Below are 21,809 nucleotides of genomic sequence, written 5' to 3'. Positions count from 1 at the left end.
GATGCCAGGTAGGGGGCATCATGACCGGTACTTCACAGGCAGCTAAGCCTGGCTCGACATCTGCGATGGGCGAGACGGATCTTCAGGCAGCGTCTGTGGTGGACGGGGCGCGGGATATCCCCCTGACGCCGATGCAGCAGGGGCTGCTTTATGAAAGCGCGGCTGCCGGCCGACCTTGGGTCAATCTGGAACAGATCGTGGTGCATCTGGACGCCGAGGCGCCCGCGCCCGAGGCGCTGCAGGCGGCCTGGCAGCAGGTCTGCGCCCGCCATCCGGTGCTGCGCAGCGCGGTGCTGTGGCAGGGCCGCCCGCAGCCGGTGCTGCAGGTGGCGCCGGTGGCCGTGGCCGCGGCGCAGGTCACGGTGGAGACCGAGGACTGGCAGGGGCTGGGGGCGGAGGATCAGACCGCCCGGCTGGAACGGTTCCTGGCCGAGGATCGCAACCGGGGCTGCGCGCTGGAGCAGGCGGTGTCCTGGCGGGTGCTGCTGGCGCGGCTGGGGCCGGAGCGGTCGGTGATGGTCTGGACCATCCACCACGTGCTGGTCGATGGCCGCAGCATGGCGGTGGTGCTGGAGGATGTCTTTGCGGCGCTGAGCGCGGGCGATCTGCCTGCCGAGACCGCGCCGGTGACCGGTTTTGACGCCTTCAGCCCGGCCGTGGCGGAGGTCTCGGGGCGGGCGGAAAGCCGGGCGTTTTTCCAGGATCACCTCAAGGGATTCGAAACCCCCAATCAGATTGCCCGGCTGGCGGATCTGCCGGCCGACACACCGCAGGACAGCTCCGGGCGCAAGCGGATCCTGCAGCGACATCTGCCGGCCGAGCTGCGCCGCGCCCTCATGCAGCGCGCAGGCGCGGTCACGGCGACAGAGGGCGGCGGCGCGGCCACCCTGGCCAATATGGTCCATGCCGCCTGGGGGCTTCTGGTGGCGCGCTGGAGCGGGCGGGAAACGGCGCTCTTCGGGGTCACCCGATCGGGGCGCTATCTTCTGGAGGGCTGCGGGCGCACGGTAGGCTGCCTGATCAATACGGTGCCGCTGTATCTGCATCTGTCGGGGGGCGAGACGGTTGACGGGCTGCTGGCGCGCCTGCGCCGCGATGCGGTGGCGCTGCGCGATCATGAACATGCCGCGCTGGCGGATATGCGCGGCTGGTGCGGGCTGCCGGGCAGCGTGCCGCTGTTTGACAGCATGGTGATGTTCGAACGCGACAGTCTGAACGAGCGGATGCGCAGCCTCGGCGGCGCCGATCCGCAGACCCCCTGGCGGCACCGCCGGGTGGAACTGCGCGAAGAGGGCGCGATGCCGCTGACCCTGGCGGTCTATGGCGATGAACAGCCGCTGCTGATGCTGGAATATGATCCCGAGGTGCTGCCGGGCACACAGGTGGAGCGGATGCTGGATCACCTGTGCCAGCTGTTGCAGAGCCTCGCCACGGCGCCCGCGGGCATGGCCCTGCGCGATCTGGGGATGCTGCCGGAGGCGGAGGTCACGCAGCTGGTGCGACAGGGCCGCCCGGATCCGGCGCTGGCGCAGAGGCTGGCGCGGGAGATGGCAGCGGCCCCGCCCTGTATGGCAACCCGGCTGGAGGCCACGGCGGCGCGGATGCCGGATGCCCCGGCGCTGCAGATGGCGCCCGAGGGCGCGGTGTTGAGCCATGCCGATCTGCAGGCCCGCGCCGATCAGCTGGCGGGGGTTCTGCAGGCGCAGGGGGCGGAGGCCGGCGATATCATCGCCATCTGCCTGCCGCGCAGCCCGGAGTTCATCATTGCGATGCTGGCGGTGCTGAAGGTTGGCGCCGCCTTCCTGCCGGTGGACCCGACCTACCCGGCGGCGGTGATGGCCCATATGCTGGAGGACAGCGGCACCCGGCTGGGCATCGGCGGGCCGGATCATGGCACCGTTTCAGGCTCTGACATGAGTGAATCCGCCGATCAGGCTCCTCAACATGAGACGGCGCTGACCTCAAACGGGCTGGTCTGGATCCCGCCCGGGGCCGGGCAGGCGCAGCCCCGATCCGCAGCGCCGATCCGCCCCGCGCCGGATCCGGCGCGGCTGGCCTATGTGATCTATACCTCCGGGTCCACCGGCAAACCCAAGGGGGTGCGGGTGCCGATGCGGGCGCTTCTGGCCCATGCCAGCGCCATCACCGCCGCCTTTGACCTCCAGGCCAGCGACCGGATGCTGCAATTTGCCAGCCTGTCCTTTGATGTCGCCATCGAGGAGGTGCTGCCCAGCCTCCTGGCCGGCGCCTGCGTGGTGCTGCGCGCGCCCGATATGATCGGCGCGCCGGGGCTGTTTCTGGACCGGGTGGCGGCGCTGGAGCTGACGGTGCTGAACCTGCCGACCGCCTTCTGGCATGTGCTGTGCGATGTGATGGCCGACAGTGGCCGCAGCCTGCCGCCCTCGGTGCGGCTGGTGATCGTCGGCGGGGAGCAGGTCAGCCCGCAGGCGCTGGCGCGCTGGCAGCAGCTGGCGCCGGGGGTGCGCTGGCTCAATGGCTACGGGCCGACGGAAACCACCATCACCTGCACGCTGCATGATCCGGGCGGCCCGGTTGATGCGGAGGAGGATGTGCCCATCGGCCGCCCCACCGCCCATGCCCGCGCCTATGTGCTGGCCGCTGATGGCAGCCTGGCCCCCGCAGGGGTGGCCGGGGATCTGTGGATTGGCGGCCTGGCGGTGAGCGATGGTTATATCGGCCGCCCCGAGGACACCGCGCGGGCGTTCCGGCCCGACCCCTTTGCAGCGGAGCGCGCGGCGGCGCGGATCTATCGCACCGGGGATCGCGCTGCCTGGCGGGGGGATGGCACGCTGGCCTTTCTCGGGCGGCAGGACCGGCAGGTCAAGCTGCGCGGCTTTCGCATTGATCTGCGCCATGTCGAACAGGTGCTGGAGCGCGCCTGTCCCGGGGTGCAGGCGCTGGCGGCGGTCCGGGGCAAGGATGGGCCTGCGGCGCAGCTCTGCTGCTGGGTCCGGGGCGTGGCGCAGACGGGCGATGGCCAATGGGATCTCGGCCCGTTGCAGCAGGTGGTGCAGCGCGATCTGCCCGCCCATATGCGTCCGGCGCTGGTGGCGCTGGCAGAGTTTCCACGCACCGCAGGGGGCAAGATCGACATGGCCGCCCTGCCCGCCCCGGAGCAGGCCGCAGGGGCGCTCGGTCTGCGTCTGCGGCGGGACGCCGGAGCGGCGGTCGACACCTCTGCCCCGCCCTCGCCGCTGGCCCGGCAGCTGACGGAGATGATGGCCGATATCCTGGGCCAGCCCGATCTGGCGGCGGATGACAGTTTTTATGACCGCGGCGGCCATTCGCTGCTGGCGATGCGGCTGATTGGCCGGATCGAGGCGGATCTGGGCCAGCGGCTGAGCCTGGCGGCGCTGCATCTGACCCCCAGCCCCCGCGCCCTGGCGGCGGCGCTGGAGGCGGAGCAGAACGGGGAACAGACCGGCGCGCCGGAAACACCGGAAGGCCACAGCCTGCCCGATCATCTGGTGATCATCCAGGATGGCGCGGCGCGGCCGCCGCTGTTTGGCGTGCATGTGCTGGGCCGCAACGAGGAATTCTATCGCCCGCTGGCCCGTGCCCTTGGCCCCGACCAGCCGGTCTACGGGCTGAGCATCGGCCTGCTGGATGATGACACCCCCACCGGGGTGCGGACCACCGCCAAGATGTATCTGGACGAGATCCAGACCCATTACCCCAGCGGGGTTGTGCATCTGGCGGCGGTGTCTCTGGGCAGTTATTTCGCCTTTGAACTGGCGCGTCAGCTGCTGGCGGCGGGGCGCGAGCTGGGGCTGGTGGCGCTGTTTGATGCCGAAGGGCCGGCCGGGCGCAGCCGGGTACAGGGCCGGGCCAGGCTGAGCGCCCATCTGCAGCTGCTCCGGCGCATGGGGCCTGCCTATCTGCGCCATATCGTCGGTAATCGGATTGATCTGCTGCGCAATGCCGTTGAGCGGCGGCGGCTGGAGCAAACCGGCGGTGGTGGAGAACTGACGATCGACGCGCTGATCGCGGCAAACCAGCAGTCGGTGGAACATTACGCGCCGGAGCCGCTGGCCACGCCGCTGACCGTGTTCCGGGCCGGCGACGATCTTTTTGACAGCTCCGAAGGGCTGGCCCATGGGCTGGGCTGGGCGCCGGTGGCCGAGGCCGGGTTTGAGCTGATCGAGGTGCCGGGATCACACCTGTCGATCCTGCAGCCACCCAATGTGCAGCAGCTGGCCCGCCATATGGCGCGCCTGATGGCGCATTCGGCAGATGGGAAAACCGGCTGATCCCGCTCAGATCCGGGCGCATTCCGGCCCGGATCGGAACAAACCCGAGAAAATCGACCCAAAAAGGGAACAAGTTCCCGCTTTGCGGCGTCTGTTCCGTAGGCTGGTTCTCTGCCTGCCGTCTGGCTGCGAACAGGCGGGCTTATTTGTCATTTCCGGGCCTGCGACATCTTGGTCCCCGGCGGCAGGGGGATTAGGTCGGGGCCGAACTCAAAAGGATTCCCTTGTCATGATGAAACCATTTGTCCGGCTTGCCCGCACTGCGGCCATCGCCGTGAGCCTGATGTCCGCCTCCTCAGCCCTTGCCTCCGACACGCTGCGGGTGGGCATGTCGGGCGGCTATTTCCCCTTTACCTTCGTGCGGCAGGATGTGCTGCAGGGGTTTGAAGTGGATGTGATGAATGCGGTGGCCGAGGAAACCGGCCTTGAGGTGGAATTTGTCACCATGTCCTTCTCCGGGCTGATCGGCGCGCTGGATGCCGGGCGTATCGACACCATCGCCAACCAGATCACCATCACGCCCGAGCGCAGCGCCAAATTCGCCTTTACCCAAGCCTATGTCATTGATGGCGCCCAGGTGGTGGTGAAACGCGGCAATGAGGACAGTATCGCAGGCCCTGCTGATCTGGCGGGCAAGACCGTGGCGGTGAACCTCGGCTCCAACTTCGAGGAGCTGCTGCGCAACCTGCCGGAGGCCGACAAGATCGAGATCAAGACCTATGAGGCCAATATCGCCCAGGATACAGCACTGGGGCGGGTCGATGCCTTTGTGATGGACCGGGTGTCCTCGGCCCAGCTGATCCAGGAAAGCCCGCTGCCGCTGGCGCTGGCCGGCGCGCCCTTCTCCGAGATCCGCAATGCCCTGCCGTTCCGTCAGGACGAGGCGGGGCTGGCGCTGCGCGACCGTGTGGATGCGGCGCTGACCCGGCTGCGCGACAGCGGCAGGCTGGCCGAGATCTCGCAGACATGGTTCGGCACCGATATCACGGTTGCCACCGCAGCGGTCGAGAAGTGAGCCGGTAAATGCAGGGGTTGGACCTCGCCTATATGCTGGGGCTGGTGCCGGTGCTGCTGAGCTATGTGCCGCTGACGCTGTTCATGGCGGTGGTGGCCATGGCGCTGGCACTGGTGCTGGCGTCCCTCTTGGCGGTGGAACGGGTGCTGCGGATCCCGGTGCTGGACCAGCTGGTGGTGCTGTTCATCAGCTTCTTTCGCGGCACGCCGCTTCTGGTGCAGCTGTTCCTGTTCTACTACGGGCTGCCGCAGGTATTGTCGGTGCTGACCCAGATTGACGGGGTCACCGCGGCAATCATGGGGCTGACCCTGCATTTTGCTGCCTATATGGCCGAAAGCATCCGCGCCGCCATCCTTGGCGTCGATCGCAGCCAATGGGAGGCGGCGCAGTCGATCGGCATGACCCGCGGCCAGATGATGCGCCGTATCGTGCTGCCGCAGGCGGCCCGGATCGCGGCGCCGACGCTGGTCAATTACTTCATCGACATGATCAAGGGCACTTCGCTTGCCTTTACGCTGGGGGTCACTGAAATGATGGGGGCGACCCAGAAAGAGGCCGCAGGCAGTTTCCTCTATTTCGAGGCCTTCCTGGTGGTGGCGGTGATCTACTGGATTCTGGTGGAGGCGCTGTCGCTGGCGCAGCGGCTCTTGGAGACCCATCTGAACAAGGCCTATGCACGATGAGCGATGCAAGATCCGACACCGCGATTTCCATCACCGGGCTGCGCAAGACATTTGGCGATGCGGTGGTGCTGGATGGCATCGATCTGACCATCCAGCCCGGCGAGCGTATCGTCATCATCGGCCCGTCGGGCACCGGTAAATCGACGCTGCTGCGCTGTCTCAATTTTCTGGATGCTCCCGATGCGGGATTGATCCGCATTGGGGATCTGGAAGTGGACGCCGCCCGCGCCAGCAAGGCGGAGATCCTGGCCCTGCGCCGGCGCACGGGGTTCGTGTTTCAGAACTATGCGCTGTTTGCCAATAAGACGGCGGCGGAAAACATCATGGAGGCGCTGGTCACCGTTCAGAAGCAGCCCCGCGACACAGCCCGCGCCCGCGCGCTGGAGATCCTGGCGGAGACCGGTCTGGCGGAGAAGGCCGATGCCTATCCCGCCAGCCTGTCGGGCGGCCAGCAGCAGCGCGTCGGCATTGGCCGCGCGATGGCGCTGGGGGCCGAGCTGATGCTGTTTGACGAGCCGACCTCGGCGCTGGATCCCGAATGGGTGGGCGAGGTGCTGGCGCTGATGCGCAAGGTCGCCGAAGAGCGCCAGACCATGCTGATCGTCACCCATGAGATGCAGTTTGCCCGTGAGATCGCCGATCGCGTGGTCTTCATGGAAGGAGGGCGGATTGTCGAACAGGGCCCGCCGGCGCAGATCTTTGACGCGCCACAGGATCCGCGCACAAGGGCCTTCCTGCGCCGGGTGGGGTGACGCCCGCCGTCGGAGACATCAATCGCAGAGACGATCCAGACGCAAAAAGCGGGCCACTGGCCCGCTTTTTTCCATCGCGAGGATGGGTATTCCTGAGACGCTGTCAGCCTGGGATCCACACCCTGCCCTGCTCAGGCGCGCCGGGCGGAGGTCAGATCCTGCCGCACCCCATCAGATCGCAGGCGATCAGTTGGTGGTGGTGGTGGTGCTGGTTTCGTCGTCGTCGTTCAGGATCACACCCAGAATGACCGCAGCGGCAACGCCGCCTGCAATCAGAGTGCCCTGCTCAAGGCCGGTACCGCCGAGCAGGGTCGGGGTGCCTTCTTCCTGAGCGGAGGCGGTGGTGGTTGCGGCCAGGGTGGCCAGGGCGAGTGCTGCGAAGAACTTGTTCATAATCCAAAACTCCTTTGGAGACCGTTGAGCTGAGAGTAGGTGAGTTACCCTTTGAATTCAACGCAGCTTTTAGCAGCAATATCCCGGGGACTGGAATTTTTTTTCCGACGTTGCCGAGATATCGCTCATTTTGGCGGATCTGGTCTAAAACCGCCTGTTTTTCATAGCCTCCGGGGCCGGATCAGCCGCCGGTGGTCAGCTGACGGATGCGCAGATAGCCGACATTGGGGCCGGCCCATTGGCGTGATTGCCAGACCCGGCCGCTGCGCGAATCTACCCAGTAGTCATTGACGATCTCGCCGCCGCGCCCCGGCTGGCTGGGCTGGCAGCGTTCCTCGATGTGGCGGGTCGGGTAGCGCAGCTCCACGATGACAACCGGATCAGCCCCGAGATCGCGGCGGCTGCAGAGCATGTCGAGCTGCCAGGCGTCATTGTCCAGCCCGCGGATATGATAGCGCCGGGCGCCGCTGCGCAGAGGTCCACCGGTCTCCCCCGCCACCAGGGCGGAGCTGGACAGGATGTCATTGCCAAGGTTGCGGGTGGCCACCAGAACGCCGTTGCGCAGGGTCAGGCTGATATTATCCTCGGTGCGCCAGACCGCCACCGTGCCGAGGCTGTCATCGCGGCGCAGCTGCTGGCGCGACAGATAGGCAAAGACGCCGTTTTTCTCGATGGTGACCTCGATATAGGGGTCCTTGATCTCATCCAGACCGGCGCGGGTCAGCGGCGGGCGCGCGGCCGGATCCGCCCGGCCCCCGGACAGCCGGGCGCCAACCCGGTCCGACAGGTTGCGCAACAGTTCGACCTGCAGGGGCGGCGCGTCCGGTCCGCGGCTGCAGGCGGTCAGCGCCAGCAGCCCCAGCAGGGCGACAAACGGGGCCAGACGCCCCCGGGGGTGACCCGTTGCAGACATCATCATTCCCAGATCCTCGCCCGTTGCCGGGTCAGCTGCGCGCGGTGGGCCTCGCGGATTTGTCCATAAAGCCGGTCGGGGACATGCACCCGCTGGCCACCATCCCGCTGGGTCGGGCGCACCACCATGCCAAATGTATTGCGGCTGGGTTTGCCCAGAAGCCAGTCCAGCGGGATGCTGAAGCGGAAGCCCTTGTCAAAGGAGCCTTCACCAAAATCCTCGGAGGAGACATCGGTGAGGGTAAAGAAGCCGCCGACCCGCCAGCCATTGGCAAATTCGCGGTCCAGGCTGAAGGTGGCGCCATAATCGCCGGCCAGATAGCGCCCGGCATCCACCTGCATATGGTAGCCTTTGTCGAGCTGGTAATAGGCCGAGGCATGGCCGGTGAAGGTCTTGTAATCGCGAAACGACAGCCGCTGATCGTAATCGCGCTGCACCACGTAGTTGGTCTCAATCCCAAGCGCCAGACGGCTGGAGACCGGTTTCCACAGCAGCTCGCCCGAGACGCCGCCAAACATGCTTTCAAACAGGCCGACGGTGCTGCGGGCATAGAGATCCCGCCCCATCTGCCATTGCTTCGTGACATAGAGGTTTTTCAGCGTGGTGCCGAATTGGGCATATTCCCTCGCATCTGTCCGCACCCGTGGCAGCACCGAATTGGAGGCGCGCCCGTCTGCCACATTGCCCCAGACCCGCTGGCGGAGGGTGCCCGCGATGCGCCAGCCCGGGGCGGGCGCATAAGAGGCCTTCAGATCCACCCCCACATCCAGCCGGAACGGCAGATCCGGGTCAAAATAGGACGGCGCGGTATAGGGGCTGATGGAGGTGGAAAACGCCGGGTAGAGATCCTGCGCGACCAGCGCCTCCCCGGCCAGCGGGCCTGCCTCCTGCAGGCCGGTCACCGCCCAGAGCGCCTCGGTGGCGTCGGGGTGATGTTCCAGCGCCTCCAGATCGCTGCGCCGGATCACCACCTGCGACAGCGCCAGCCCACCGCGCATCGGCACGATTTTCAGCGTCTCCACCGAGGGCGGCAGCAGCCGTGCCATGGCGCGGGCGGCGCGGCCGATGGCCAGGGTCTGGGCGCGGTAACGGGGATTGCGATAGCGCAGCTCGGCCTCGGTGCCATCTGCGGGCAGGGTCAGCGCTTCAAGAATGAGCCCATCCTGTTGCAGCGCCGCGCTCATCAGATCCCGCAGGGTGGTCTTGGCGCGGGTGCTCCGGGCCCAGTCGCGGCTCCAATGGGCCTCCTCGGTGGCCCAGCTGCTGCGCGGCGCCACCGGCACCGGCGCGCTCACCCGCATCGGCTGGGGGGGGTGTTTCGGATTGAGCTGGATCTGCGCGGTCACCCCCAGTTCCGAGCCATAGAGGTAATAGGCCCCCAGCCGCAGCCCCGGTCTGGCCTGGTATTCGGCGCCGAAGCTGAAGGAGGATTTGCGCTCAAACACATTCGGAGCGCCGGTCTCCAGCACATAGGCATCGGAGGAATATTCCGCCTTCAGCCCCCAGCGGTCATTGGGCAGCCATTCGATGCCTGCAAAAGGCGCCATCTCGCCGCGAAACCACTGGTCATAGGACAGTTCACCGCCGGTACTGCCGGCCGTGAACCCCGGTCTGCTGCCGGCCAGGCTGCCGATGGATCCGCTGGTGCCCAGGCGTCCCCAGCCCAGACCGGCGGTCAGCTTCAACCGCCCGGCCCCGCTGCGATGGCTGAGGGCGGGGGTGTCAAAATTCTTGGTGGCGACGATATATTCGCCGGCATAAATCCCGGTGCCGGCAAAATCCTGCAGGCCCAGGGTCACGGCCGGACGATAGCGCCCCTCGCGCAGCAGCCGCAGCCGCACGTCAAAGCCGCGGTCATAATAGGTGGAGAAGCCGGCAATCTGCGCGCCATTGGTCTGGATGCCATTGTAGCGGAACGCGGCGCTGAGCCAGGGCGTGGCCTGAAAGGTCAGATTGTAGCGGGCCTGACCGCCAAACCAGGAATAGGTGGCGGCAAACTGCCCGTCCGGCAGCATTTCGGCGCTTGGCATGTCCACCAGACCGGGGGAGCCGTAGAAATTGAGGCTGGGGGCGGGCAGCGGTTTGAAGCGCGGGGCCTCCGGCTTGGGCGCGGTGAGCGCATCCTGCGCCTGTGCGGCCCCTGCACCCAGACCCGGACTGAGACCCAGCACAGCCACACAGGCAGAGGGCAGAAGCACCGAAGCGCGGAAAGATCGAAGAGCAAAGATCACGGGCGGGCTGCCTTGTTGTCTGGTCGGGGCTTCGGAGGGTCCGAGAATCGGCGGGCCGATCCGCAGCTCTGCGCCCCGGGGGCGCGGTTGGCCCGGTTAGACCACAAAAGCCGCAGGCGGATCAACGATCTGGCCAGCGCCGACCCCTGCCGGAGATCGACCTGTGACCGGCAAACTATAGTGTCTGCGCATTCCTCCCGATGACCGCTCCCCAGTTCCCGCCCCCAGTTGCCATCCCCGGTTGTCGGCGCTGTCCGTCAGCGCGACGGGCGATGTGACAGGACACCGGGTCGTCAGGAGGTCTTGCGCGCCTCTTCGGGGGTGCGATAGCCCTCGACCCAGCGTTTGATCAGCGCCCGGGCCGCGCCTTCGTCTCCTGCTGCCACTGCCTGGCGCAATCCGCGGATCAGCGCGGCGACCTCGATTTCCGACAGCACCGCCTCGCGGGCGCAGAAGATCTTCTGATGGCGGGTGGTGATCAGGTCCGAACTCAGCGTCAGCTCTTCCTGCATCTTTTCGCCGGGGCGCAGCCCGATGATCTCGATGGCGATATCGCCGTCGGGATCCTCATCGTCGCGCACCGAATAGCCGGCACTTTCGATGACCTGACGGGCCAGCTGCAGGATCGAGATCGGCTCGCCCATGTCGAGCACAAAGACCTCGCCGCCAAGCGCCTCGGCACCGGCCTGAAGCACCAGCTGCACCGCCTCGCGGATGGTCATGAAATAGCGTTTGACGCGCGGATCGGTGACGGTGACCGGCCCGCCGCGGCTGATCTGCTCCTGAAACAGCGGCACCACCGACCCCGAGGAGCCGAGCACATTGCCAAAGCGCACCATGGTGAAGATGGTGCCGGGATTGCGGGTGGCCAGATCCTGCACCACCAGTTCCGCCATCCGCTTGGAGGCGCCCATCACATTGGTCGGGCGCACCGCCTTGTCCGAGGAAATCAGGATAAAGCGTTCCACCCCGCTGCGCGCCGCCGCGCGGGCCAGGGTTTGCGTGCCAAAGACATTATTGGCCAGACCGGGCAGCGGGTTGGCCTCCACCAGCGGCACATGTTTATAGGCCGCCGCATGCAGCACCACCTGCACGCCGTGATCGGCCAGCACCATGCGCACCTGGCGCGGATCGGTGACCGAGCCCAGCACCGGCACTAGGTCGATACCGGTGCCTTCCAGCTGCTGCTCCAGCTCCTGATGGATGGTGTAAAGCGCCAGTTCCGACAGCTCGTAGAGCACCAGTTTGCGCGGCCGGCAGGCCAGCACCTGACGGCAGAGTTCGGAGCCGATGGACCCGCCGGCGCCGGAGACCAGCACCACCCGGTTCTGATAGGACCCGCTGGCCTCCTGCAAGGGCACATCGCGGGTGGCCCGACCGAGGAAATTCTGCGGCGCGACGGGTGTCAGCTTGTCCACCAGCGCCTCTTCGCCGATGAGCTGGGCAAAGGAGGGCAGCGCCTGTACCTCCAGCCCGATCCGCTGCAGGCGCTGAATGATCTGGGCCTGTTTCGGCTGGCTCTGCGAGGGCATCGCCAGCAGCACCCGTTTGACCTGGCGGGCCTCGGCCAGCTCGGCGATGCGGGCGGGCGGGAACACCGGCAGCCCCACCAGCGTCACCCCCTGCAGCGAGGTATTGTCATCGACAAAGGCGACAGGATCAATGCCGTCATGGGCCTTCAGCGCCTGGGCCAGCTGGGCGCCGGTGGTGCCGGCCCCGTAGATCAGCACCCGGCAGCGCGGCTGGGCGCGCCGGTAGATCGCCACCACCACCTGATAGAGCAGCGCCCGCGCGGCCAGCAGGCAGAGAAAATAGGTGGTGGCAAAAACCACATGGGTGCCGGGCGGCAGATCCGGGCCAAACAGCAGCGTCAGCCCCGCCGTGGCTGCGGCGGTGATCGAGGCCAGCAGCGCGGTCAGCCCGACGGCATGGCGCTCATAGGCGTTGAGCTGCACCTTGGGCAGCCCCAGCCACAGCGCCACCGCCGCCGCCAGCGCCAGCACATAGGGCAGCACCGGCAGCATGGCCGCCAAGGTGGCCAGCGCAGGTCCCGGCAGCGGCAGCACCAGAAAGGTCAGGAACAGCGCCAGCGGGATCAGGGTGAGATCAATGGTGAGAAAGATATAGGATTTCTGTTTGCGTGACAGCGCACTGATCAGATTGAACATCCCTGGCCGTCCCCGCTTCCAGTCCCCGGTGGCCGCCTGCAGTCCGGGGCGGCCCGTCGATATGTCCCGATGTCGCGCCGAAGTCACCCCGATGCACATCGTTTCAAATGTGTTTTTATCAATCCCCGCAGCAGGTCCCCGGACCCTCATGCGCTGGGTCTCTCTGGCTGCGGGCCTATGTTTCTTTGGTCCAACCTTCGGGCCCTGTCCAGGAAATCCAGCCTGAAACATCCAAAGGTCATCCGGCGATCACTTTAGACCCATTTAGGGGCTAATACAAAACCGCAACCAGCAAAAAAGCGCCGCCTGCCGGTGATTTGCCCGGTGATTTGCCCGTTTTGCCGCGCCGGTGACCTGCCCCGAGCCTTGATGCCGGTTCTGAAGGCCCCGGTGCCGCCGGAGTGGCGGAGGTGGCGGGTCCCCTGCCGCTCCGGGGGGGCGATATGGGCCCGTCCGGCGGGAAACGGCCGCTCCGGGGGGCGAATCATCGGATCCCCGCAGACCTGTTCTCAGCCGCGCCGGAACAGGTTGCCGATGGTCTGAAACACCAGGTCAAAATCGTAACACATGCTCTGGTGGCGCTGGTAGATCAGGTCCAGCCGCGCCTTCATCGGCACGCAGAGGCGGGAATAGACCTGATCGGTTTCCTCGGCGGTGGTGCAGCGCGCCAGCAGGGCGGCCTCATGCCGGTGATAGGTGATCGAGGCCAGGCCGGTGACGCCGGGGCGCGATTTCAGCACCCGGGCATAGAGGTCGGGGTTGGCCTCGACATATTGGCGCAGCGGCGGGCGCGGCCCGACAAAGGAGAGATCCCCCTTGAGGATGTTCCACAGCTGCGGAAACTCATCCAGCCGCCGGGCGCGCAGCCAGGCGCCTGTTTTGGTGATGCGGGCCGATTTGTCGCCGCCGGAGACGCCGGTATCCTGGTCCACCACCTGCATGGTGCGCAGTTTCCACAAGGCAAAGGGCTGATCGACGCCCTTCATCCGCTCGGCCACATAAAACAGCGGGCGGCCTTCCTTCAGCAGCAGCCAGGCCATCAGCGCCAGCAGCACCGGGCCCAGCACCACCACCAGAAGGCTGGCAAAGAAGAGATCAAAGAGGCGTTTGCGCCAGGTCATATGCGGGGATCCTTATCGGAAACGGAAGGGGACAACAGGCCCAGTCCGCGCGCCTCGGCCACCAGATCAGCCGCTGTGGCAACAGGCAGGCAAGCTGGCAGATCTGCGGCGGGTGCAGGCTCTGGCGTCAAAAGCCCGATCAGCCGGCTGACGTCAAGCTGCACCTCGGCAATGGCGTCACCCGGCGCGGGCCTGCGGGCAAACTCCAGCCCCGCCGCCTGCAACAGATCGCCCATTGCCACCAGCCCGGGCTGGGCGATGTTCAGCACCTGTGGCAGCGCCGGGCTGGCGATCAGGGCGGCCAGCACCTCGGCCAGGGTCCGCGGGCCGATATAGCTGCGCCGCGGCGTCTGCCCATCGGCAAATTGATCCAGGCGGAACCCGGCCCGCCAGCCACCAAGAATGGCATCAAAGCCGGCAATATTGCCAATCCTGAGCAGGGTGACATCCAGCCCCAGCTCTGTGGCGCGGGCGCGGGCGGCCTGTTCCATCTCGGCCTTGGCGACGCCATAGGGGGCCAGCGGCGCCAGCGGGGTGTCTTCCCGCAGCGGGCCGGGGGTCGCGCCATAGACCGCCGCCGAAGAGGCCAGCAGCACCCGTGGCGCCCCTGCCCCTGCTCCTGCGTCGCGCGCCCGCGCGGAGGCCTCCAGCGCAGCCAGCGCCAGGTCGCGATGCTGCACCAGCTGGCCCGCCCTCAGATCGCCGCCCGCCGTGCCGCCGGGCACCGGCCCCGCCAGGCAGAGGATCGCCGCACAGCCCACCGCCGCCTGCAGCAGCGCTTCGGGCTCTGCCAGCGGCTCGAAAACATGCCAGCCCCGGCCGTCGGGACCGGTCCCGACAGGCGGGCGGCGGCGCTGCCAGCGCAGCCCCTGCTCCGGCCCGCTCCACTGGCTGTGCAGGAGCCCGCCGATCCGCCCCGAGGCGCCCATGATCAATACCGGAGCCAATGCGGGGATCAATATGGGTGGAAAACGCATCAGCCCCCCTGTTACCGTTGCCCTTGCGGTTGACGCAGTCTGCATGCCCAGTATCTTGCGGAGAACAAAAATCAAGCCGTTTTCGGACAAGGACTCTCATGCGCCGCCTCACCCTCCTGCTTGCCGCTCTTGGCCTTGCCCTGTTGCCGGCCGCCTGTGGCCGCCTGCCCGGTGGCGCTCCCGCCAGCGAAGAGATCCTGAAAACCGCCGATGATGCGGATGCCGATTTTGCCCTTTATCCGGTGACCCGCGCCTTTCTGCCCACCGTGGCGCATTGGCCCGAAACCGGACCGCAAAGCGGCGGCGGCCAGAGCGGCAAGCGCCCGCTGAAATGGATCGGCGCCACCCGAGGCGCCAAGACCCAGATCATCCAGCCCGGCGACCTGCTGACCCTGCGGATCTGGGACAGCAGCGACAATTCCCTGCTGACCACCCCGGATGAGAAGATGGTGCAGCTGCAGGATGTGACGGTGGCGGCCAATGGCAGCATCTTCATGCCCTATGTGGGCAATGTGAACGTCAACGGGCTGACCCCGGATCTGGCCCGTGAAAAACTGCAGCGCGAGCTGGAAACCATTGTTCCCTCAGCCCAGCTGCAGCTCGATATGACCGAAGGCCGCAGCAATTCGGTGGATCTGGTCAGCGGCGTCACCACCCCCGGCACCTACCCGATGCCCGATCGCAATTACACGGTGATGGGGCTGATCGCGGCCGGCGGTGGCATCAGTGCCAGCCTCAACAACCCGCAGATCCGCCTGGTGCGCGGCAGCAGCATCTATGGCACCTCGGTGGAGGCTTTGCTCAATGATCCGCGCCGCGACACGCTGCTGCGCGGCGGTGACCGGGTGTTTGTGGAAGAGGATGCGCGCTATTTCCTGTCCTTTGGCGCCACCGGCCGTGAGGATCTGCACACGTTCACCAAGGATCAGATGTCGGCGATGGATGCGATGTCGGTTGCCGGCGGGTTTCAGGACAGCCGCGCCGATCCGCAGGGCCTGCTGGTGCTGCGCGAATACCCCGACAGTGCGCTTGCCCCCGGTCAGCGCGGCCCGCGCCAGGCGCGGGTGGTCTTTACCCTTGATCTCACATCGGCCGACGGGTTGTTCTCGGCCCGCCGCTTCCAGATCAATTCCGGCGACCTGCTGATCGCCACCGAGGCACCAGTGAACGACGCGCTGACCATCTCCAATATCATCGGCAATTTCTTCGGCGTCTTCAGCCGCGCCGGGGTGCTCTGATCGGCGCCTGCTGAGATCGGGGCGCCTCTCTTCTACAAGAGCTGTCGCGCCCGATCTGGCGGCCCGGCACCTCAGACCGTACCCGCAGAAATCAACCCAAGGCAGAGATTTTGCGCTGGCCCTTGCAGCGTCTCGAGGCTAGTCTGCCCCTGTCCTGTTCCTCCCGGTTCTGGCTTGGTTTCTATTCTGTGGTCTGGCCTTATTTTGTGGTCACGAAGCCACCAAACCTGGCCCCGGTTCGCATTGTTATTCTGCAAAAACCTTATTTAGAGCCTATATTTGCGATGAAACCCACCACTCTTCGTGTGACCGACAGCATGCGCAGGCTGCTGGCCGACTGCCATGTGATGCCAAAACCCTGGCGTGACGAACGGGATCTGACCGCCCTCAAACGGGTGAGCCTGCCTCCGGATCTGAAACTCTCGGCGCTCACCCGACACGGGTTGAAATCGGGCGGGCTGCTGCCCCTCAGCAGCATCGGTTACATGAGCTACAGCCACTCGCCTTCGCGCAACTGGTCCGCCGGGGCCTTCTGTTCGATTGCCGCCGGACTGCGGGTTCTGGGGGACCGGCACCCGATCCGGCGGGTGTCCTCCCACCCGTTCAGCTATGGGCCGCATTACGAAAAACTGGCCCGCAAAATGGGCGCTGAAACCTATGAACCCCACGCACGGTTCAACACCAAGGCACCGCCGGTGCGCATCGGCAATGACGTCTGGATCGGGCGCGGGGTGCAGATGGCCGGCGGGATCACCGTCGGCAATGGCGCGGTGGTGGCCGCAGGCGCCATCGTCACCAAGGATGTGCCAGCCTATGCCGTTGTTGGCGGCGTGCCGGCCCGGGTGTTGAAATACCGGTTTGCAGCCCCGCTGATCGCCCGACTGGAGGCCACGGCCTGGTGGGATTATCCGCTGGAAACGCTGGCGGCCTTCAAGATGGGGCACCCGCGCCGGTTCTGCAAAGCTTTCGAGCCGGAGAAGGACAGCCTGGCCAAACGCGAGGAACGCTGGATCACCGCCGCAGACCTGCAGGCGCTGGCAGCTCCGGTTGATGTCGCGCGGGTCTCTCTGCACCGGATTGCCGTCCAGCCGGATGAGCGGCCGCTGGGGCCGGTGTCCAAGCAGACCCGCCGCGCCTCGGATCGGCTGATCCGGCTGCTGCGCCCGGCCTGAGGCGGAGCCGTGTCGCGCTCTGATCAGTCCAGCAGCCGTTCCAGATAGGCACCATAGGCGTTTTTGGCGAACATCTCGGCGCGGGTGCGCAGCTGGTCGGCGCTGATCCAGCCCGCCTCATAGGCGATTTCCTCGGGGCAGCCGGTCTGCAACCCCTGGCGTTCCTGCAGGGTGCGCACGAAATTGCCGGCATCCAGCAGCGAGCCATGGGTGCCGGTGTCCAGCCAGGCATAGCCGCGGCCCATGGTCTCCACCCGGAGGGCGCCTTCGTCCAGATACATCTGCAACAGATCGGTGATCTCCAGCTCGCCGCGCGGGCTGGGGGTGACCTGCCGCGCCCGCTGCGGCGCGCTGCCGTCCAGGAAATACAGCCCCGTCACCGCATAGTTCGACGGCGGCACGGCGGGTTTTTCGATGATCTCGCGGGCGCGGCCCTCGGCGTCGAAATCCACCACGCCATAGCGTTCGGGATCGGCCACGTGATAGCCAAAGACGGTGCCGCCGCTGGTCTGCGCATCCGCCGCCGCCAGCAGTTTCGGCAGGCCATGGCCAAAGAACACATTGTCCCCCAGCACCAGCGCCGAGGGGGCGCCGGCCAGGAACTCTTCGGCCAGCACAAAGGCCTGTGCCAGACCGTCCGGGCTGGGTTGCTCCACATAGGTGAGATGAACGCCCCACTGGCTGCCATCGCCCAGAAGCCGGGTGAACTGATCCTGATCCTGCGGCGTGGTGATCACGCAGATCTCGCGGATGCCCGCCAGCATCAAGACCGACAGGGGATAATAAATCATCGGCTTGTCATAGAGCGGCAAGAGCTGTTTGCTGACCGCCATGGTGATCGGATAAAGCCGCGTGCCCGAGCCACCGGCCAGAATGATACCCTTACGTGCTGTCATGCCTGCGCTCCCAGATCCTTCAGAATATCCCTCAGCCCGGCCCGCCAATCCGGGCGTGTGATGCCAAAGACCTTCTCCAGCGTGCTGCAATCCAGCCGTGAGTTCAACGGTCGCCGCGCCGGGGTCGGATAGGCCGTACTGGGAATTTCCGCCACCGCACAGGGGAGTTTCGCCTCGGCGAAAATCTCGGTGGCGACCCCGGCCCAGCTGGTCTCGGGCTGGCCTGCAAAATGATAGGTGCCGGATTTTTCCGGCGCCGTCATCAGCTGGCGGGCGATCTCCAGGCAGGCCGCCGCAATGGCCCGGGCCGGGGTCGGCGCGCCGATCTGATCGGCCACCACACGCATCCGGTCGCGGTCCTGGCCGAGCCGCAGCATGGTCTTGACGAAATTGCTGCCATGGGCCGAGACCACCCAGGAGGTGCGCAGGATCACATAAGCCCCCCCGGCCAGGCGCACGGCGGCCTCACCGGCCTGTTTGGACCGCCCATAGGCATTGACCGGCGCCACCGGCTCATCCGGGTGCCAGGGGCTGCTGCCCTTGCCGTCGAAAACATAATCGGTGGAGAGGGTGACAAAGGGAATGCCCAGCATGGCGCAGGTCTCGGCCATGACGCCGGGGGTGCTGCCATTGATCACCGTGGCCAGGTCCTCTTCCGCCTCGGCCCGGTCCACAACCGTATAGGCCGCCGCATTGATCACCGCGGCAGGGGCATGGGCGCGGATCATCTCGGCGCAGGCCGCAGGATCCGTGAGATCCGCCTGATCGCGGCCGAGGCAGAGAATATCATCATGCGCCGCCAGTTCCCGCGCCACCTGGCCGGTCTTGCCAAAAACGAGGATCATATACGGCTTCCTTTATGACATAGATACAAGGCTGTAGCCCAGATAGCCAGTTCCGGAACAAAGGTCCAATGCAGCAGAAAAGGACAAAACCCAATGAGGCTGGCTGGCTGGTATCTCCACCAGCGTATAGAGATGATCATTAAGCGGCGCGCCCCACAGGATGCCGCCACCGATGGTGTCCAACACCATATGCAGGAAGAGGGCGGCAAAGAACACCAACGCCGGGAGCAGCAGGGGGCGGGCAAACAAGGCCAAAACCGGCAGAACCAGAGCCGCAATAGCCCCCCAGAAAGCGGGCACATGGACCCAATAGCGGTGATGATGAATGCTGCCCTGATCCACGAAATGGAACCACAGCATGTCAAAATCCGGCAGCACCGCGCCAATGAGCGCGGCGGGCATCAGCAGCCGGTGCTTCTCAGGCGCCAGCCGTGCCAGAACATAGCCGGAGGGCAGATGCGCGGTCAGCATGAGGGAGCGCTATCCGGAAGAAATACCGCCCGACCGTTAGGCCGGGCAGCGCCCGACCCTCCCCACGGGAGGGCGCTTCGCACCCGCCCAGGCTCGGGCGCTGCCCTTTGTGGCATATCTGCCGTCACTTTCCCGTCCCCAACCGCTGGCCAACCCCGTCGCGGCTTTGCAGCGCGCGCCACCAGGCCTCATTGTCGAGATACCATTGCACCGTGCGCGCCAGCCCTTCCTCCACGGTGACGCTGGGCCGCCAGCCCAGTTCATCGCGGATACGGGAAGGGTCGATAGCATAGCGGGCATCATGGCCCGGCCGGTCGGTCACAAATGTGATCTGGTCCTTGTAAGATCCCCCGTCATCCCGGGGCCGTTTCTCGTCGAGGATCGCACAGAGCGTCTCGACCAGCTCCAGATTGCTGCGCTCATTCTCGCCGCCGATATTGTAGCTGCGCCCCACGCGCCCCTCGGACACCACCAAGAGCAGCGCATCGGCGTGATCCTCCACATAAAGCCAGTCGCGCACATTGGAGCCATCGCCATAGATCGGCAGCGGCCTGCCTGCCAGCGCATTGAGGATCACCACCGGGATCAGCTTTTCGGGGAAATGAAAGGGACCGTAGTTGTTCGAACAATTGGTCAGCACCACCGGCAGCCCATAGGTCTCATGCCAGGCGCGCACCAGATGGTCGCTGGCGGCTTTGCTCGCGGAATAGGGCGAGCGCGGATCATAGCCGGTCTCTTCGGTGAACAGCACATCAGGGTCGGCAGGCAGGCTGCCATAGACCTCATCGGTGGAGATGTGATGGAACCGGAAGGCCTCCGGGCGGCCCGCCTCGCTCCAGTATTTCCGCGCCGCTTCCAGCATCTGATAGGTGCCGGTGATATTGGTCTCGATGAAATCCCCGGGGCCGTCGATGGAGCGGTCGACATGGGATTCCGCGGCCAGATGCATCACCACATCCGGGTGATGTCGGGCAAAAACAGTGTCTAATGCGGCGCGATCACGGATATCGACCTGCTCAAAGGCATAAAGCGGGCTGTCCGCCACAGCCGCCACATTGTCCAGACAGGCGGCATAGGTCAGCGCATCGAGGTTCACCACCTGATGGCCGCGCGCCACCGCCAGTCGGACGACGGCCGAGCCGATGAAACCCGCCCCACCTGTCACCAAAATCTTCATCTCTTATCCTTCCCACACGAAGGGGCTGTCGAAATCTTCAAACCGGGGCGCCTTGGCGTCCTTGTCGGACAGGACCGGGCTGCCGTCAAACCCCCAGGTGATGCCGCAGCTGTCCCAGGCCACCCCGCCGTCACACTCCGGCGCGTAGTAATCATTGCATTTATACAGCACCTCGGTGTGCGGCAGGCGGGTGATGAACCCATGCAGGAACCCGGCCGGGATCAGCAGCTGACGGCCATTTGCCGCCGACAGCTCCACCCCGGTCCAGCGCCCATAGGTGGGCGAGCCCTTGCGGATATCCACCGCCACATCAAACAGCGCCCCCTGGCCGCAGCGCACCAGCTTGGCCTGAGCATGGGGCGGCGCCTGGAAATGCAGCCCGCGCAGGGTGCCCGGCTCCATCGACAGCGAATGATTGTCCTGCACAAAATCGAAATTGAGCCCCGCCTCGGCCATCCGCGCCCGGTTCCAGCATTCCGAGAAAAACCCCCGCGCATCGCCAAACCGCGCCGGTGTCAGGATCTTCACCCCCGGCAGGTCCGTGTCCTCAATCTGCATGTCCTCTCCCCCCGATCTGCTGCCGTGGTCCTGTCCTCAGTCCTAACGCCCAGACGCCGGTGATGCCACGGGAAAGGCACATATTGTGGTCCCAACCCACTCTGCGGCTGCCTGACAGCGGGGCCATATGGGATTTCATGAACAATTAAAGGTTTGGACACAGCGCCCTGCTAGGCTCCCCGGAAACGGGCTCATAGCAGGCAGGGATGATATGCCGATATATCAGGATTACCGCGCAGTTTTGATAGATGACGCCACCGGCTGGCATGATGGCTCCGGCGTCATTCGCTATCAGTTCATCACCTCGGTGCCGGATTATTACGACTATGACCCGATCTGGGGAGATTATGACGTCGGCGGAGAATACCTGCCCGAGGGGGCGACGGTGAACATGGACCCCGCCGAACGGCAGATGATGTTGCAGGCGGTCGCAGCCTGGAACGAGGTGGCCAATCTCAACCTGATGCCCGCCGAGGGCGGGATGGCGGATCTGACCTTTGCCAGTGCCCATTTCGCCGATGACGGGCTGTTCGGCTTCATTTCCGATTTTCCCGAACCGGCTGATCTGGGCCGTACCCCGTCGCTGGCCGGGGATCTCTGGATCAACAACAGCAACCCCGATCAATATGTGCCAAACATCGGACCCATGCTGGGGCATACCAGCTGGAACACCTATCTGCATGAGCTGGGCCATGCGCTGGGGCTGCGTCATCCCAATGAGCAGCCCGACAACCCCGACACCAGCGGCCAGTTCACGGTGATGTCCTATGTCGCCCATCCGGGCGAGGCGGATCTGAGCTATGACGCGCAGGGCTGGGCGCTGACCCCGATGCTCTGGGACATGCAGGCGCTGCAGGCGCTTTATGGCGCCAATACAAACACCCGCACCGATGCCACCAGCTATTTCGGGGTCGGCGACGGGCGTGGC

17 protein-coding genes and 1 pseudogene are annotated in these 21,809 nt (G+C 65.9%); 7 read left to right on the top strand and 11 right to left on the bottom strand.

The annotated features are described in order from the left end of the window. The first annotated feature begins 20 nt into the window (after positions 1 to 20). The 4 genes from VXL81_RS12875 (at position 21) to VXL81_RS12860 (ending at position 6,721) form a co-directional block, all read left to right on the top strand. A complete protein-coding gene (locus tag VXL81_RS12875; protein ID WP_416554595.1) occupies positions 21 to 4,271 on the top strand; it encodes a non-ribosomal peptide synthetase in 4,251 nt (1,416 codons plus the stop codon). A gap of 283 nt (positions 4,272 to 4,554) precedes the next feature. After that, complete coding sequence (locus VXL81_RS12870; RefSeq protein ID WP_416535237.1) at positions 4,555 to 5,286, top strand: amino acid ABC transporter substrate-binding protein; 732 nt, start codon at positions 4,555 to 4,557, stop codon at positions 5,284 to 5,286. A gap of 8 nt (positions 5,287 to 5,294) precedes the next feature. Beyond that, the gene (locus VXL81_RS12865; RefSeq protein ID WP_340547826.1) at positions 5,295 to 5,969 is read left to right on the top strand and encodes an amino acid ABC transporter permease; all 675 of its coding nucleotides are present in this window, start codon (positions 5,295 to 5,297) and stop codon (positions 5,967 to 5,969) included. Continuing rightward, positions 5,966 to 6,721: an amino acid ABC transporter ATP-binding protein gene (locus tag VXL81_RS12860; RefSeq protein WP_416554593.1), complete on the top strand. Its 756-nt coding sequence runs from the start codon at positions 5,966 to 5,968 to the stop codon at positions 6,719 to 6,721. The genes VXL81_RS12865 and VXL81_RS12860 overlap by 4 nt, the downstream gene beginning before the upstream one ends. 186 nt (positions 6,722 to 6,907) lie before the next feature. Here the strand turns inward: VXL81_RS12860 and VXL81_RS12855 are convergent, their stop codons facing one another. From VXL81_RS12855 to VXL81_RS12830, 6 genes are all read right to left on the bottom strand, one after another. Further along, the gene (locus VXL81_RS12855; RefSeq protein ID WP_340547824.1) at positions 6,908 to 7,114 is read right to left on the bottom strand and encodes a hypothetical protein; all 207 of its coding nucleotides are present in this window, start codon (positions 7,112 to 7,114) and stop codon (positions 6,908 to 6,910) included. 181 nt (positions 7,115 to 7,295) lie between these two features. Further along, entirely contained in the window at positions 7,296 to 8,033 is a 738-nt protein-coding gene (locus VXL81_RS12850; protein WP_416554591.1) for a YjbF family lipoprotein, read from the bottom strand. Then, a complete protein-coding gene (locus VXL81_RS12845) occupies positions 8,030 to 10,204 on the bottom strand; it encodes a YjbH domain-containing protein (protein WP_416544866.1) in 2,175 nt (724 codons plus the stop codon). The genes VXL81_RS12850 and VXL81_RS12845 overlap by 4 nt, the downstream gene beginning before the upstream one ends. Positions 10,205 to 10,551: 347 nt before the next feature. After that, positions 10,552 to 12,426 carry a polysaccharide biosynthesis protein gene (locus tag VXL81_RS12840; protein ID WP_416554589.1) on the bottom strand — a complete coding sequence of 625 codons (1,875 nt, stop codon included), beginning with the start codon at positions 12,424 to 12,426 and terminating at the stop codon, positions 10,552 to 10,554. Positions 12,427 to 12,935: 509 nt separating this feature from the next. Next, positions 12,936 to 13,547 carry a sugar transferase gene (locus VXL81_RS12835; protein WP_340547821.1) on the bottom strand — a complete coding sequence of 204 codons (612 nt, stop codon included), beginning with the start codon at positions 13,545 to 13,547 and terminating at the stop codon, positions 12,936 to 12,938. After that, entirely contained in the window at positions 13,544 to 14,524 is a 981-nt protein-coding gene (locus VXL81_RS12830) for an NAD-dependent epimerase/dehydratase family protein (RefSeq protein ID WP_416554587.1), read from the bottom strand. The genes VXL81_RS12835 and VXL81_RS12830 overlap by 4 nt, the downstream gene beginning before the upstream one ends. 98 nt (positions 14,525 to 14,622) lie before the next feature. Here VXL81_RS12830 and VXL81_RS12825 point away from each other — a divergent pair, with 98 nt between their 5' ends. Together VXL81_RS12825 and VXL81_RS12820 are read left to right on the top strand one after the other, a co-directional pair. Then, a complete protein-coding gene (locus tag VXL81_RS12825) occupies positions 14,623 to 15,762 on the top strand; it encodes a polysaccharide biosynthesis/export family protein (RefSeq protein WP_340547819.1) in 1,140 nt (379 codons plus the stop codon). 284 nt (positions 15,763 to 16,046) lie between these two features. After that, positions 16,047 to 16,934 carry a CatB-related O-acetyltransferase gene (locus tag VXL81_RS12820; RefSeq protein WP_416554585.1) on the top strand — a complete coding sequence of 296 codons (888 nt, stop codon included), beginning with the start codon at positions 16,047 to 16,049 and terminating at the stop codon, positions 16,932 to 16,934. Positions 16,935 to 16,957: 23 nt separating this feature from the next. On the opposite strand, the gene rfbA is transcribed toward VXL81_RS12820, so the two are convergent. The 5 genes from rfbA to rfbC all read right to left on the bottom strand — a co-directional run bounded on the left by rfbA (position 16,958) and on the right by rfbC (position 20,881). Continuing rightward, on the bottom strand, positions 16,958 to 17,830 hold the full coding sequence (gene rfbA / locus VXL81_RS12815; protein WP_340547817.1) for a glucose-1-phosphate thymidylyltransferase RfbA: 873 nt from the start codon (positions 17,828 to 17,830) through the stop codon (positions 16,958 to 16,960). Further along, positions 17,827 to 18,675, bottom strand: a complete 849-nt coding sequence (rfbD, locus tag VXL81_RS12810) for a dTDP-4-dehydrorhamnose reductase (protein ID WP_416554583.1) — start codon at positions 18,673 to 18,675, stop codon at positions 17,827 to 17,829. The genes rfbA and rfbD overlap by 4 nt, the downstream gene beginning before the upstream one ends. Positions 18,676 to 18,687: 12 nt before the next feature. Further along, positions 18,688 to 19,146, bottom strand: a complete 459-nt coding sequence (locus VXL81_RS12805) for a metal-dependent hydrolase (protein WP_416554581.1) — start codon at positions 19,144 to 19,146, stop codon at positions 18,688 to 18,690. Positions 19,147 to 19,270: 124 nt separating this feature from the next. Continuing rightward, positions 19,271 to 20,323 (bottom strand): dTDP-glucose 4,6-dehydratase, encoded by a 1,053-nt coding sequence (rfbB, locus tag VXL81_RS12800; protein WP_416541045.1) that lies wholly within the window; start codon positions 20,321 to 20,323, stop codon positions 19,271 to 19,273. 3 nt (positions 20,324 to 20,326) lie between these two features. Continuing rightward, on the bottom strand, positions 20,327 to 20,881 hold the full coding sequence (gene rfbC, locus VXL81_RS12795) for a dTDP-4-dehydrorhamnose 3,5-epimerase (protein WP_416554579.1): 555 nt from the start codon (positions 20,879 to 20,881) through the stop codon (positions 20,327 to 20,329). A gap of 211 nt (positions 20,882 to 21,092) precedes the next feature. On the opposite strand from rfbC, the pseudogene VXL81_RS12790 reads away from it, so the two are divergent. Then, positions 21,093 to 21,809, top strand: a pseudogene (locus VXL81_RS12790) (metallopeptidase); the annotation flags it as partial.

It is taken from the genome of Phaeobacter sp. JH204B, from assembly GCF_048055755.1.
GTDB classification, from domain to species: Bacteria; Pseudomonadota; Alphaproteobacteria; order Rhodobacterales; family Rhodobacteraceae; genus Phaeobacter; species Phaeobacter bryozoorum.
The sequence above is the reverse complement of the archived record's forward strand: the minus strand, read 5'-3'. Positions and strand labels throughout refer to the sequence as shown.

Excerpts from the sequence above, each read along its gene's own strand:
- VXL81_RS12855 (WP_340547824.1), bottom strand. The coding sequence starts at position 7,114 with ATGAACAAGTTCTTCGCAGCACTCGCCCTGGCCACCCTGGCCGCAACC.
- VXL81_RS12830 (WP_416554587.1), bottom strand. The coding sequence starts at position 14,524 with ATGCGTTTTCCACCCATATTGATCCCCGCATTGGCTCCGGTATTGATC.
- rfbC (WP_416554579.1), bottom strand. The coding sequence starts at position 20,881 with ATGCAGATTGAGGACACGGACCTGCCGGGGGTGAAGATCCTGACACCG.
- VXL81_RS12865 (WP_340547826.1), top strand. The coding sequence starts at position 5,295 with ATGCAGGGGTTGGACCTCGCCTATATGCTGGGGCTGGTGCCGGTGCTG.
- VXL81_RS12825 (WP_340547819.1), top strand. The coding sequence starts at position 14,623 with ATGCGCCGCCTCACCCTCCTGCTTGCCGCTCTTGGCCTTGCCCTGTTG.
- VXL81_RS12870 (WP_416535237.1), top strand. The coding sequence starts at position 4,555 with ATGTCCGCCTCCTCAGCCCTTGCCTCCGACACGCTGCGGGTGGGCATG.
- VXL81_RS12835 (WP_340547821.1), bottom strand. The coding sequence starts at position 13,547 with ATGACCTGGCGCAAACGCCTCTTTGATCTCTTCTTTGCCAGCCTTCTG.
- VXL81_RS12875 (WP_416554595.1), top strand. The coding sequence starts at position 21 with ATGACCGGTACTTCACAGGCAGCTAAGCCTGGCTCGACATCTGCGATG.
- VXL81_RS12820 (WP_416554585.1), top strand. The coding sequence starts at position 16,047 with ATGAAACCCACCACTCTTCGTGTGACCGACAGCATGCGCAGGCTGCTG.
- VXL81_RS12805 (WP_416554581.1), bottom strand. The coding sequence starts at position 19,146 with ATGCTGACCGCGCATCTGCCCTCCGGCTATGTTCTGGCACGGCTGGCG.
- rfbD (WP_416554583.1), bottom strand. The coding sequence starts at position 18,675 with ATGATCCTCGTTTTTGGCAAGACCGGCCAGGTGGCGCGGGAACTGGCG.
- rfbB (WP_416541045.1), bottom strand. The coding sequence starts at position 20,323 with ATGAAGATTTTGGTGACAGGTGGGGCGGGTTTCATCGGCTCGGCCGTC.
- VXL81_RS12840 (WP_416554589.1), bottom strand. The coding sequence starts at position 12,426 with ATGTTCAATCTGATCAGTGCGCTGTCACGCAAACAGAAATCCTATATC.
- rfbA (WP_340547817.1), bottom strand. The coding sequence starts at position 17,830 with ATGACAGCACGTAAGGGTATCATTCTGGCCGGTGGCTCGGGCACGCGG.
- VXL81_RS12850 (WP_416554591.1), bottom strand. The coding sequence starts at position 8,033 with ATGATGATGTCTGCAACGGGTCACCCCCGGGGGCGTCTGGCCCCGTTT.
- VXL81_RS12860 (WP_416554593.1), top strand. The coding sequence starts at position 5,966 with ATGAGCGATGCAAGATCCGACACCGCGATTTCCATCACCGGGCTGCGC.